Origin of the sequence: Erythrobacter crassostreae (assembly GCF_019204045.1) — a bacterium.
In the GTDB taxonomy this organism is placed as follows: Bacteria; Pseudomonadota; Alphaproteobacteria; order Sphingomonadales; family Sphingomonadaceae; genus Erythrobacter; species Erythrobacter crassostreae.
Genome location: NZ_JAGSPC010000001.1, coordinates 840,868 through 853,545, shown reverse-complemented (window position 1 = coordinate 853,545; position 12,678 = coordinate 840,868). Strand labels below are relative to the sequence as shown.

Genomic DNA, 12,678 nt, shown 5'->3' with positions numbered 1-12,678 from the left:
CGGCGAAAGGCCCTTTATGACCACCACAATGTACGGCTCACCCGCGTCGCTTTTCTCTGGCAAGGCACGCGCATATCTCGACTGGAAAGGCGCCGACTACACCGAAATCGCGCCCAATCTGCAAATCCGCAATGAAGTGATTGTTCCGGCAATCGGCCGTATGATCATTCCAGTGGTCGAGCTAAGCGACGGGACGATGCTGCAAGACACCTCGCTGATCATCGATCATTTCGAGAGCACGCTTGGCAGCCCCTCGATCTATCCTGACACGCCGCGCCAGCATTTTGCTGCAAGGTTGCTGGAATGCTTTGGCGATGAATGGCTTGTGCTGCCTGCGATGCACTATCGCTGGAATTATAACGAGGACTGGATACTGGAAGAATTCGGTCGGAACATGATGCCCGATGCGCCCCGTGATCAACAAATCGCGGCGGGTACAATGATCGGTAAGCAGTTCCGCGGATTCGTGCCGATACTGGGTATCAACGAAGAGACTATTCCCGGTATCGAAGCCAGTTACGAGGCTTTGCTCGCCGATCTGGACGCGCATTTCGCCAAGCACGATTTCCTTCTGGGCAGCCGTCCTTCAATCGGTGATTTTGGTCTGATCGGACCGCTTTATGCCCACCTCTACCGAGACCCCGCTTCGGGTGAGATCATGAAACGCCTCGCGCCGCGTGTTGCCGAATGGGTTGAGCGTATGGTTGCTCCGAGCGAACCGCTATCAGGCGAGTTTCTGCCGAATGATGAGATTCCGCCCACCTTGATACCGGTGCTTGAACGGATGATGCGCGAGCATGTGCCGTTTCTGGCTCAAACCGCAGCCTTGTTTAGCGATTGGCTGAAACAAAATCCGACTGGAGATATTCCCCGCGGCGTCCGTATGGCTTCCTTCGAAATCGAAGGCGTGAAAGGCGAAGGCATCGCGCGAACATTCAGTTTATGGATGCTACAGCGCGCGCTGGATTACATGAGTTCGCTCGAAGGCGCTGATCGCGATGTTTGCCTTGATCTGCTGCAAGAATGCGGCGGAACGGCGTTGATTGATTTTTCGATGCCTGCGCGGCTCGCTTACGAGAACCACACGCTCGTCGTCGCAGACGGATGAGGGCAGCCAAGACAGCGGCATTCTAAGCCCAAAAAGAAAAGGCCTCACGCTGCAATTGCCGCACAAATTGCTTTGCCTGCTTGCCAGTCCATTCGCCTTTGTAGTCGCGCCTTCCGGTCCACCAGCCTTGACCCGGCAGGCCGTCACTTTCGCGCACGACCAAAACCGCAAGCTCCGGCTCTCCTTTCGTGCGGGTTTCGCCATCGATCGTATCAAGCGTTCTGCAAAGCGCACGCATCTTGGGCCGGGTAAAACGAAAGCCTAGCCGTGCAAGAATTTCGGAATAGCTCAGCGCCCGTTCCTCGCGCGCTGCCTCGATCAGGAGTGCGCGAATTCTGGGAACATCGTAAAGCGCGCTCCAATCCTCCGGATCGGCAAGCTCGTTTTCAGCAAGGAAATCGGCGAGCGCCCGGTCCATCGGGTTTTATCGCATCAAGCCGCCGATAAGGTTGCGCACAAACCGGCCGGCGATCGGTCCTGCGAGATCGGTCGCGATTGATCCGGCTGCCGATTTTATCCCTGACTTCATCGGGTTGGAGCGGCTCTTTTTGCCCAGCACCGCGGCGGCGGCTGCACCGGCCATGCCGCCTGCGGCGACCTTGGTGCCGCGTGAGAGTGCTTTTTCCCACATAGATTTGGTCTTGCGAGGGCGCTTGGCGACTTCCTCGACGCCTTTCTCCTCGACTTCGGCGGCAGTTTCGACAGCATCCTGCGCCTTCTGCGACAGAACCTCTTCGGCGCTTTCCCGGTCGACAACCTCGTCATACTTGCCGTCGAACGGGCTGATCGATTGCATGATCGCGCGTTCTTTTTTCGTAAGCGGGCCGAGACGTGAACGCGGCGGCTTGATCAGGGTCCGCTGGACCACAGTCGGCGCCCCTTCTTCGTCTAGCGTCGAAACGAGCGCCTCACCCACTTTGAGCTCCGTGATGACTTCTTCTGTGTCGAGATCTTCATTGATCCGGAATGTTTCCGCCGCCGCCTTGATGGCGCGTTGATCGCGCTTGGTAAAAGCGCGGAGGGCATGCTGGACACGGTTGCCCAACTGGCCCGCGACTTCCTCTGGAATATCGATCGGGTTCTGCGTCACAAAGAACACGCCCACGCCTTTTGAACGGATCAAGCGAACGACTTGCTCAATCTTGTCCTGCAGAGCCTTTGGTGCATCATCGAAAAGCAAGTGCGCCTCATCAAAAAAGAAGACGAGCTTAGGCTTTTCGGGATCACCCACTTCGGGCAGCGTTTCGAACAATTCGGCGAGCAGCCACAAAAGGAACGTCGCATACAGTTTTGGACTGCGCATCAGCGTATCCGCAGCAAGGACATTCACATATCCGCGCCCATTTTCATCGGTTTGGAGAAAATCGTCGATTTCGAGCGCCGGTTCGCCAAAGAAATGGTCGGCACCTTGCGCTTCAAAACTCAGCAATTGCCGCTGGATCGCGCCAACGGATTGTTTGGACACATTGCCATACACGCCGGAAAGTTCTTTTGAGTTTTCATATGCCCATTGCAGCAGCGACTGCAGGTCGCCGAAATCGAGCAGCAGCAGTCCATTTTCGTCGGCATGCTTGAACACGATCTGGAGCACGCCTTCCTGCGTGTCGTTGAGGTCGAGCAGGCGCGCGAGCAGCAACGGACCCATTTCAGTGATCGTGGTACGGATCGGGTGACCTTGCTCGCCAAACAAATCCCAAAACACGACAGGATTATCGGAATAGGCATAATCATCCATGCCGAGCTCTTTGGCGCGGCCTTCCAGCTTGTCAGCATGTTTGAAGGTTGGCGAACCCGGCATTGCGATACCGGACAGATCGCCCTTCACATCGGCAACAAACACGGGGACACCATTGGCAGAGAAGCTTTCGGCGAGGCCTTGCAGCGTTACTGTTTTACCAGTGCCGGTCGCTCCTGCGATCAATCCGTGGCGGTTTGCACGGCTCAGCGCGAGACTTTGGTTTTCGCCATTGCCGCCAAGTCCAAGAAAGATATCGCTCATGTGCCTGCTGGTCCCCGAGGTAAAATTTGTCCGTCCAAAGCTCTGCATAGCCAAAGCGGAGCGGTCAAGCACTCGACTTGAGAGCGCAATTGGCTAAGGCAGAGGGAATGGGTCAGACTACGCCTTTTCTCCTGCTCGACGATGCCCGCGATGAAGGTGCGGCGGATACGCTTTTTTACGAAGCGCCGCGCGAAATCTTTGTCGCCTATCGCAGCGATCAGGTCGAAGAAGTGCTGGCCAAAGCCGAAGCCGCACGGCGCGTTGGTGGCCATCTTGCGGGCTATATCGCTTACGAAGCTGGTTTGTCGCTAGAGCCTAAACTGGCGGCTCTGGCCGATGGCCGAACCGGCGCTGCTGGGCCGCTTGTGTGGCTTGGACTGTTCGATGATCCAGAGCGGGTTGCCGCAAAGGATGTCCCCGCATGGCTTGGCGCACGTGCCGAAGGAACCGCGTCAATCGGGCCGCTCAGCCCGCAATTGTCACCCGGCGGCTATGACACTGTCTTCGCTGCCCTGCGCGAAGCGATCCACGCAGGCGACATCTATCAGGCGAACCTGACCTATCCGCTCTCGGGTTCATATCGAGGTGATCCAGTCGCGCTCTATGCATCTCTCCGCAGTGCCGCCAGCGCCGGATACGGCGGTGTCATGTATGACGGTTCGCATTGGCTGCTCAGCTTTTCGCCTGAACTGTTTGTCGCTTTGGAAGGCAACTCGGCCAAGGCAAAGCCGATGAAGGGCACGCGCCCCAGAGGCAGCGACGAAACGAGCGATATTGCACTGGCTGAAGAACTGGCAGGTTCGGTAAAGGACAAGGCCGAGAACCTGATGATTGTCGATCTGATGCGCAACGATCTCAGCCGGGTGGCGGTGCCGGGTAGCGTTCGCGTCGATGCGCCCTTTGCTATCGAAAGCTATCCCACCGTGCATCAGATGGTTTCCAGCGTTCGTGCGCAACTTACCCCTGATACCGGCGCGATAGACTTGGTGCGCGCCCTGTTCCCGTGCGGATCAATTACAGGCGCGCCCAAAATCCGTGCGATGGAATTGATCAATGAATATGAGCGCGATGCACGCGGTCCCTATTGCGGCGCAATCGGGCGGATTGATGAAGGCGGAAATGCGGCATTCAATGTAGCAATCCGGACCCTTCGCCTAACCCCGATAGAAAACGACCAGGGCAGCGCCGTGCTTGGCGTGGGTTCAGCCATCGTTGCTGACAGCGATCCGCTGGCTGAGCGGCGCGAATGTGAGGTCAAAGCAGGCTTTGCGCGCCGATCATCACCGGACCATACCGCACCTGCATTCGACCTGATTGAAACCATGGCGTTTGACCCCGAAAACGGGATTGCGCTGCTGGAGCTGCATCTTTCGCGAATGAAAAAAAGCGCGGCTGAATTGGGTTTTGAGTTTGACCGCCATGCCGCCCGCAATCAGATTCATGCGCTCTGTTTTGAACTTGAACAGCCTGCCAAATTGCGGCTGCTCTCGGCTCGCAGCGGTGCGACCGCACTCGAAACGGGGCCGATGCCAGAACCTCTGGATGGCCCTGTTAAAGTGATAGCGCTGCCCAACCCGCTTGATCCGTCCGATTGGCGGCTCGCGCATAAGACATCGGATCGCAGCTTTTACGAAGATGCGCTTTCTGCAGCCAAGAGTATGGGCGGAGATGAAGCGGTGTTGGTTGGCAATGACGGGCTTGTAACCGAGGGCAGCTACACCAACATCTTTGTGGAGCGGGATGGCATTTACCTTACCCCGCGCGCATCATCCGGCCTCTTGCCGGGTGTCTTGCGCGAATTTCTGATCGAGAAAGAGCAGGCGCGCGAAGCGGACCTGACACTCGATGATCTTACCAATGGCTTTATGCTCGGCAATGCTGTGCGCGGCCTGTTTAAAGGCACGCTGATATGAATATCCCGATCCTGTTTGAAGACGGTGAAGCGCTTGTGATCAACAAGCCTGCAGGCCTCCCCGTTGATCGGCCCAAACGCGGTGGCCCGGCTTTGTTTGATCATATCGAGCAATTGAAAATGGGTTTTCAGCGCCCACCGGTTGCCGTTCACCGGCTCGATACCGATACCAGTGGCTGCTTGCTAATGGCGCGCAATCCGAAGGCCTTGAAACGTTTCAACAAGGCATTCGAAGATCGTTTGGTCGGAAAAACCTACCTCGCGATTGTCGATTTTGAACCGGCCGAGCAATCTGGCACGATTTCGCTCAACCTTTCCAAAATCAGCTCGGCTGAAAAAGGCTGGCGCATGATCGCGGCGAAAAAGGGCAAGCCCGCCGTTTCGCATTGGGAACTGCTGCAGGTGATTGGCGAAGGCGGCAAAAAACGCTCGCTGATCCGCTTCCGTCCAGAAACGGGCCGCACGCACCAGCTACGGGTTCACGCACTTCAAGGTCTGGGTGCGCCGCTGCTCGGCGATCCGGTCTACGGGCCTGTTCGTGGGCAGAATAAAGGCGCGCCGCGCACGATGTTGCATGCCGAGGCGATCCACATTACCCGCGAGGGCAAGAACCCGATCAGCGCATTCGCGCCTTTCCCGGAAGATTTCGAACGCGCCGGTCTAACCGCGCCCGAACCGCCAGCCTCGCCCGAGCGGGCGCCCAAATTGGACGCTGCTCCCGATGCTGCATCGGACTATGGATAACACGCTTATCGACCGCGCTCATGCGCTTGCGGAAGAAAGCTTCCTCGCCGGGTCAGGTCCAGGTGGGCAGAATGCCAACAAAGTCGCGACCGAAGTTCAACTTCGCGTGAATATCTACGCGCTGCGTTTGCCCCCGCCAGTATTTGCTCGGCTTCGCGATCTTGCTGGGTCAAAGCTGACCGCAGCCGGCGACCTGCTCATCACGGCGCGCCAGCACCGGACCCAAGATGCTAACCGGCAGGCGGCACGCGAGAAGTTGCAAGAATTTCTGGAAGAGGCGCACCGCCAGCCAAAGACACGCAAAAAATCGCGCGTGAATCGCGTGGGGAAAACCAAGCGACTTAAAACAAAGAAAGCGCGAGGCGCAGTGAAGGCAAATCGGGGCAAGGTCAGCCGCTCTGATTGGTGAGTCACATTTGGCACTTCATAGGGCGCAGAGCGCTTGACTTTTCCACGGGAATCGGCGAATGGCGCCCTTCTATCGGCGGTGCCCCACGCAAATGGGCGCGCCGCTTTATATTTTCTGGCCGATCTCCGGCCCACCAGAACAGACTTAGGATACCGCCATGGCGAAGCCCGCAACCGTCAAGATCAAGCTCGTCTCGACCGAGGGCACGGGCTTTTACTACACGACCAAAAAGAACCCGCGTAACATCACCGAAAAGATGGTGTTCCGTAAGTACGATCCGGTCGCGCGTAAGCACGTCGAATTCAAGGAAGCGAAGATCAAGTAAGATCTTATGCAGGCGCGTTTGCCGGATTGGTAACGCGCCAACCTTACCGCTTGCTTTTCTGACAGTTCAGCCGCAGTTCAACGCTTCGTCTTTAATGGCCGGAGCATGATTATGCTGACCTCATTTCTAAAGAACCGCGCGATGCGGATTGTTACCGCAGCCTGCGTCGGTGCAGCGGCTCTTGCTATGCCCGCTGCCGCTCCATTCACCGCTGTTCCATCCGCTCAAGCGCAATCGAACGGTGCAAAGCTGGACCGCGCAGTCACAGCCTTGCGCGCGATTTCGACAATGCGCGCTGATTTCACGCAGACAGACCGCGCGGGCAATGTCGCACGCGGCACCATGACGCTGAAACGTCCGGGTAAAATCCGGTTTGATTACGGCAAGGATGCCGATCTGCTTGTGATCTCTAACGGCAAATCGCTCTATATGGTCGATTACGAGGTGAATCAGGTTGAACGCTGGCCGATCAGAAATTCGCCCTTGGGCGCATTGCTTGATCCCAATCGTGATGTGAAAAAGTACGGCAAACTCATGCCCACGAATTCATCGGAGGTTCTGAGTATCGAGGTGCGCGATCCGAAACGACCAGAATTTGGCGTTATGAATCTGATTTTCGTGAGCGACCCCGGCGCGCCAGGCGGAATGCGGCTTACCCATTGGGTCGCGTTGGACGCACAGAATCACCGCACCACAGTGCGACTGACGAATCACCGCTACGGAGTTTCCGTCGCGGAGAGCACTTTTAAGTTCCGTGATCCGCGCCGATCATCCCGTCGCCCGCGCTGAACGGTTTGACTGCGAAAAGTTGTACGTATGCGACAAAACTAGGGTGTTATTCATATACCTGAAAGCCAATTTCGCGTAATTATACATCACAAGGTAGCGGAAAGGCGGGTTTCCCCCCTGTTGCCCAGCCCTTCGGGAATGTTGCCTTGTACAAGCGTGACGAACGCTAAATGGAACCCCTGTCTCACCGCCCCCGAGACAGGGGTTTTTTGTATCTACTCCCAGCCAAACGCTTTGCGGATGATGTCGTAGATTTTGTTCTGCTCGATCACGCCGCGCGCCTTTTCCGATCCCGGGCCAGTGGCATAGAGCGCGACATCTTCACCAGCATGGGTCTCACTACGGGTCGGAATGGCTGATTGCTGCTTGGCGTTGATGCCGGTCTCGGGCACCGGACGCTCGGCCTGATTTGCGATTGCGCCTGGACCATTGGCATAGCCGAGCGTGGTGTAAGGTTTGCCGTCTGCTGCCTTGGCAACCTCATCGCCGCCGCCTTCTGGCGGGACAACCAGGCCCAAAATATCGTTCCCGCGCCGAGGATATCCCGCGATTGTGAATACGTGGCTGTGATCCGCGGTCACCATAATCAGCGTCTCTTCCGGATCGGTGTTGTCGATGGCGTATTGGATCGCGCGGGCAAACTCGACGGTCTCTTCCAATGCCCAGCCGGCTCGGCCTGCATGGTGGCCGTGATCGATCCGGCCCGATTCGACCATCAGATAATAGCCGTCTGGATCAGCGTTAAGCCGCGCGATTGCTTGCGATGTCATATCGGTCAGCGTCGGCTCGCCTTCGCCTTTGCCTTCCAGTCGCTCAGCCATGTAAGTCATGTGACTTGGAGAAAAGAGGCCGAATACGGGCTTGTCCATCGGTGCCTCATTTAGCGCGCCCGCGCTTCGCACAAAGGTTCCGCCTGTGCGAGTCATCCAGTCTGCCGGAAGGTTTGCGTCGCGATCAATTCGGCGGCCGGTATCATCAGCGCCTTCTCCGTAGAACGCCCCCAAGCCGCCGCCGAGCGCGACGTCCCAATTCCCTGCGATCAGTTGGGCTGCGATATCGCTGCATCCTTTGCCGCGCTCTTCTTCAGGAATGGCGGCATCGGCCTCCCAATTGCGATCAGGGCTGCGGGCGTAAACGCTGGCAGGCGTGGCATGCGTAATTCGGGCGGTTGAAACGATACCAAGGGCTAGGCCGCGCTGTTTCACTTCTTCGCCGAGCATTGGCAGCGGGTTCGCAAGAGCAGAGGCACAATCGCCGCGCGCCGTGTCAGGTCCAACGCCCAGCATGCCTATATTCGTCTTCATTCCGGAATGCATCGCCGTCGCAGTGCCCGCACTATCGGGGACCTGCGCATCAACATTATAGGTTTTGACAAGCGCCACATTCTCAAACTTTTCAAAGCTGAGCAGGTTTTCTTCGCCAGTCTCACCGCGCTTTTGGCCCTCATAGATGCGTGCAGCCGTGATGGTCGAGATGCCCATCCCGTCGCCGATGAACAGGATAACGTTCTTGGCTTTGGCCGGAGCCTCAGCGGGCGCCGCGCTGCGAGACGTTTTGTTCTCATCAGCGTAATTGTTGTAATTGTTGGTTGTGGTGCAGGCACCAAGCGAGAGGCTGGACGCAAGCAGAGCTGCGGCAAAAGCGCGAGAGCGGATCATTATGAAGTTCCCCAGAACAAATTCAATATCACGCTATCGCGATCCATTGTGACGGGAAAGCTAAACCTTGTCGGATTTTCCCCAGCCCCCTAAGTGCGGCTGATGATTTCTGTAGCCACTTGGAACATCAACTCGGTCCGCCTGCGCCTGCCGATTGTCGAACACTATCTGCGCGAGGAGGCACCCGACGTGCTTTGCTTGCAAGAGATCAAGTGCGAGAACGACAAATTCCCTGGTGAAGCATTCGCCGCCATGGGGTACGAGCATCAGGCTGTGAGCGGGCAAAAAGGCTATCACGGCGTTGCCACAGTGAGCCGCGTGCCCATCAAGGAAGTTGCCAAGCATGATTGGCAGGCCAACGGCGAGGCGCGCCATATCGGGGTTGAGATTGTCGGCAAAGACATGCTGATCGACAACGTCTATGTGCCTGCAGGCGGCGATATCCCTGATCGTGAGAAGAACACCAAATTCGGTCAGAAACTCGACTTTCTTGAGCGTATGACACGCTGGGCGGAGAATATTGATCGGCCGACATTGATCGTTGGCGATTTCAACATCGCCCCTCTGGAAAGCGATGTTTGGAGCCACAAGCAACTGCTGAAAGTCGTGAGCCACACTCCGCTCGAAGTGGAAGTGCTCAAACGCTTTCAGGACGCGCATGGCTTTGTTGATTTGGGCCGCGAATTTATTCGCGATCCCGATCGCTATTTCAGCTGGTGGTCGTACCGGTCACCTGACTGGAGCAAAAATGATCGCGGGCGGCGGCTTGATCACATGTGGGCAAGTGAAGCCTTGGCCAAGCAGGCGACCGGTCACCGCATTCTGGAAGCTGCACGCAGCTGGGAAAAGCCATCCGACCACATCCCGCTCATCACGGAGTTTGATCTCTGAGCGAGGCAGCGTCCCCGTCACGCCGCGCTGCGCAAGCGGTCGATGCGCTGCGCCATGGCTGGCCGCTAGCGTTTGATGGCGGGCCGGTTTTGCTGCCAGTTGAAACAGCTATCGCAAGCGGCGCGAGCTCGGATCAGATGCTCATTTCGGCGGCCCGCGCGGCGACGCTTAAACTCGCCAATCAACGCGACGCAGCCGCTCCGCACGCACCAGTTCTAATCCGTGGAGGAGAATCGTTTGTTTTGGCGACCGCAGTTCCGATTGCCGATCCGGCACTCGACCTGCGCAACCCATTGAAGGGACCCTTCCGCGCGGCTCCCATCGAGTGGGAAGCTGTTGCGATTGCCGCGATGGAGCTCGCCCGGATCGCTGGCATCCTTCCAGCCTTTATGGTCAATCCCGCTGAGGCCGGAGAGCCTCAGCCCATCGCCGCAAGCGATCTGGACGCTTACACAAAGTCCGGCGCGCTCAAGATCGTGACCCGCGCAAAATTGCCCGTGACGGCGAGCCAGACAGCCGAGATTGTGGCGTTCCGATCATCCTCCGATACACGCGAGCATGTTGCGCTGATCATTGGCAAGCAGAACGGCGACCGCGCACCGCTCGTCAGGCTCCATTCCGAATGCCTTACCGGCGATATTTTGGGCAGCCTCAAATGCGATTGCGGGCCTCAGCTTGATGCTGCTTTGCACGCTATGGCCGATCATGCCGAAAACGACGGCGGCTGGGGCGCGCTGCTTTATATGCGGCAGGAAGGGCGCGGGATTGGTCTGATCAACAAATTGCGCGCTTACCGTTTGCAAGACGACGGATTTGACACGGTCGATGCGAACCAGCGGTTGGGTCTGCCGGATGAAGCCCGCGATTTTGCGACCGCTGCGCGAATGCTCAAGCTGCTCGGCGCGACAACGATCCGCCTGATGACCAACAATCCGAAAAAGGTTGATGCACTTGCTAGCGCGGGCATTTCCATCACCGAACGAGTGAAGCACCAGCTACCCGACAACCCGTTTAACGAGCGATACCTCGCCACGAAACGCGACAGATCAGGGCATTTGCTGACATGAGAGGCCCGAAAATTCCCATCACAATCCGCCCCGAAGCTTCGGGCGATGAAGCAACCATCCACGAGATGACGACGGTCGCGTTCGAGCCCATGCCATTTTCAGATGGAAGCGAGCCTGATCTGATTGATCGACTGCGTGTAAGCGGCGATTTGACGCTGTCGCTCGTTGCAGAAGATGCGGAGCGGATCGTGGGGCATATCGCCTTTTCACCGGTGACAATCGGAGACAATGCGAAGGACTGGTACGGGCTTGGTCCGGTTTCGGTATGGCCGGAAATACAGCAGCGCGGCATCGGCGGCGCACTGATCAAGCGCGGTATCGCTGATATGCGTGCGATGGGCGCAAAAGGCATCGTGCTGCTGGGCAGCAACGTCTATTATCCGCGCTTCGGCTTTGTGCACGAACCGCAGCTGACTTACGCAGGCGCTCCTCCCGAATTCTTCCAGTGTTTGTTGCTCGATGGTGGTTTGCCGTGCGGTGAGGTGAAATTCTCGCCCGCCTTTGGCTAATTCACCGCAGCGTCAACTTCTTCCAAAATGTCCTGCGCGTCGGACAGAATTCGCCGCTCCCATTCTTCTCGTGCCGCTTGTTCTTCAGGAGAGCCGGGTACACGATCTGGGCGTTGAGGAATGGCGCCATCGGGATCGAGCCAAACCGCCTTCGACCCGCTGGGCGCGAGAAGATCGCTTATGCGTTCGAATTCCGCACGATCTGATGCAACATAAAGGATCGTATTCGGCAGCGAACCCGGCTCTGCGCTTTGCATCGCTTGCTCAATTGCAGCGGCCAGCACACCGTTTTGGCAAGGCGAGACCGCTGCGAGCTCGTTAGCGGTGCCGAAATCATCAAGCAGATGTTCTGTGAGCCATCCGACAGCCTTTTCGTGCCTCGGATGGTCGGGCGGATCGATGATGTTGACCGATGCGGAAGCTTCATAAATATCTTCGGGAGTGAGCCGCAGGTGAGCTTCGCGAAGATACGCATTCCAAGCGCGTTTTTCGCAGCCCTCGGGTGCGGTTAACGGCTCGCGCAAATAGGCTAGTCGCGCTTCTTTCGCACGGCGCCTCGCCTCGTTAACCGCGCGCGCTTTTTCGAGCGCATTCTGCCACTGCGCCTCCGGCGGAAACGCAATGCTGCCATCCGTCAAAGCAATGCGGAACGGAACACTCGCCGCGTTCTGTTCTCGGGAGTCGGGTCCGGGAATGACAATGTCGACCACCAGATGCGAACCGTCGAACCGGTCATCTCGCTTCCAGCTGAGCGAGCTAACACTTCGCGGCAGCGCGTCGATATAGTCCTCTGGCAGCAGCGCCATTAGCGGCATTGCCCGCACCAACGTGCCATCGGCTCCGTAGATCACGATCACATTTTCGCCGAAGCCGGTGCTGTACCAATTGTCAAAGGTGACAACGAAGCGGCCATCGTCCGCGACAATTGCCGTGACGGGAGAGACTGCGTTTACGAGCCGCCTCATCCAAACAGGCTCCCACACTCCATCATCACCGCGCCGTTCCAACACACCAATCGGTGCCGGCCGGTCAACCTCTTCGCCTGCTTGCTCGGCTTCGAGTTCCTGGCTGAAATAATCGAGGCTGCTGCGGATTGGCGTGGGTTCTACGGTGAAACGAAATGCGCCATTGGCGGATTCGGTGGTCCGCGTTTCGGGCGGCAGCCAGCTGTCAGCTTGAGCTGGTTGGCCCAAAAGCAAGAGGGCAAATACAAAGGCTGCAAGACTGCGAAAAAATGCGCTCATGATGATACAATATCACCAGAGGC

At 57.5% G+C, this 12,678-nt stretch carries 13 protein-coding genes; 9 read left to right on the top strand and 4 right to left on the bottom strand.

Going from position 1 to position 12,678, the window contains the following annotated elements; all coding sequences use genetic code 11:
- The first annotated feature begins 16 nt into the window (after nucleotides 1–16).
- Nucleotides 17–1,108 (top strand): glutathione S-transferase family protein, encoded by a 1,092-nt coding sequence (locus KCG46_RS04260; RefSeq protein ID WP_218404067.1) that lies wholly within the window; start codon nucleotides 17–19, stop codon nucleotides 1,106–1,108.
- A gap of 22 nt (nucleotides 1,109–1,130) precedes the next feature.
- Here KCG46_RS04260 and KCG46_RS04255 read toward each other — a convergent pair whose 3' ends face one another.
- Complete coding sequence (locus KCG46_RS04255; protein WP_255551757.1) at nucleotides 1,131–1,526, bottom strand: ribose-phosphate pyrophosphokinase; 396 nt, start codon at nucleotides 1,524–1,526, stop codon at nucleotides 1,131–1,133.
- A gap of 6 nt (nucleotides 1,527–1,532) precedes the next feature.
- Nucleotides 1,533–3,107 carry a helicase HerA-like domain-containing protein gene (locus KCG46_RS04250; RefSeq protein WP_218404066.1) on the bottom strand — a complete coding sequence of 525 codons (1,575 nt, stop codon included), beginning with the start codon at nucleotides 3,105–3,107 and terminating at the stop codon, nucleotides 1,533–1,535.
- Between the two features lie 107 nt (nucleotides 3,108–3,214).
- On the opposite strand from KCG46_RS04250, the gene pabB reads away from it, so the two are divergent.
- The 5 genes from pabB to KCG46_RS04225 all read left to right on the top strand — a co-directional run bounded on the left by pabB (nucleotide 3,215) and on the right by KCG46_RS04225 (nucleotide 7,286).
- Nucleotides 3,215–5,020 carry an aminodeoxychorismate synthase component I gene (gene pabB, locus KCG46_RS04245; protein ID WP_218404065.1) on the top strand — a complete coding sequence of 602 codons (1,806 nt, stop codon included), beginning with the start codon at nucleotides 3,215–3,217 and terminating at the stop codon, nucleotides 5,018–5,020.
- The gene (locus tag KCG46_RS04240) at nucleotides 5,017–5,763 is read left to right on the top strand and encodes an RluA family pseudouridine synthase (RefSeq protein WP_218404064.1); all 747 of its coding nucleotides are present in this window, start codon (nucleotides 5,017–5,019) and stop codon (nucleotides 5,761–5,763) included. Before pabB ends, KCG46_RS04240 begins: the two co-directional genes overlap by 4 nt.
- A complete protein-coding gene (gene arfB / locus KCG46_RS04235; protein WP_218404063.1) occupies nucleotides 5,756–6,172 on the top strand; it encodes an alternative ribosome rescue aminoacyl-tRNA hydrolase ArfB in 417 nt (138 codons plus the stop codon). The genes KCG46_RS04240 and arfB overlap by 8 nt, the downstream gene beginning before the upstream one ends.
- 157 nt (nucleotides 6,173–6,329) lie before the next feature.
- Nucleotides 6,330–6,497, top strand: coding sequence for a 50S ribosomal protein L33 (gene rpmG, locus KCG46_RS04230; RefSeq protein ID WP_108789883.1), 168 nt, complete (start codon nucleotides 6,330–6,332; stop codon nucleotides 6,495–6,497).
- A gap of 111 nt (nucleotides 6,498–6,608) precedes the next feature.
- A complete protein-coding gene (locus tag KCG46_RS04225) occupies nucleotides 6,609–7,286 on the top strand; it encodes a LolA family protein (RefSeq protein WP_218404062.1) in 678 nt (225 codons plus the stop codon).
- Between the two features lie 215 nt (nucleotides 7,287–7,501).
- On the opposite strand, the gene KCG46_RS04220 is transcribed toward KCG46_RS04225, so the two are convergent.
- Nucleotides 7,502–8,944 carry an alkaline phosphatase gene (locus KCG46_RS04220; protein WP_218404061.1) on the bottom strand — a complete coding sequence of 481 codons (1,443 nt, stop codon included), beginning with the start codon at nucleotides 8,942–8,944 and terminating at the stop codon, nucleotides 7,502–7,504.
- Between the two features lie 102 nt (nucleotides 8,945–9,046).
- Here KCG46_RS04220 and xth point away from each other — a divergent pair, with 102 nt between their 5' ends.
- From xth to KCG46_RS04205, 3 genes are all read left to right on the top strand, one after another.
- The gene (gene xth / locus KCG46_RS04215; protein WP_218404060.1) at nucleotides 9,047–9,835 is read left to right on the top strand and encodes an exodeoxyribonuclease III; all 789 of its coding nucleotides are present in this window, start codon (nucleotides 9,047–9,049) and stop codon (nucleotides 9,833–9,835) included.
- A 137-nt stretch (nucleotides 9,836–9,972) separates the two neighbouring features.
- Nucleotides 9,973–10,902, top strand: coding sequence for a GTP cyclohydrolase II (ribA, locus tag KCG46_RS04210; RefSeq protein WP_255551756.1), 930 nt, complete (start codon nucleotides 9,973–9,975; stop codon nucleotides 10,900–10,902).
- Entirely contained in the window at nucleotides 10,899–11,411 is a 513-nt protein-coding gene (locus KCG46_RS04205) for a GNAT family N-acetyltransferase (RefSeq protein ID WP_218404059.1), read from the top strand. Before ribA ends, KCG46_RS04205 begins: the two co-directional genes overlap by 4 nt.
- Here the strand turns inward: KCG46_RS04205 and KCG46_RS04200 are convergent.
- Nucleotides 11,408–12,655, bottom strand: a complete 1,248-nt coding sequence (locus KCG46_RS04200; RefSeq protein ID WP_218404058.1) for a hypothetical protein — start codon at nucleotides 12,653–12,655, stop codon at nucleotides 11,408–11,410. The two genes, KCG46_RS04205 and KCG46_RS04200, sit on opposite strands and share 4 nt — an antisense overlap.
- Between the last annotated feature and the right edge of the window lie 23 nt (nucleotides 12,656–12,678).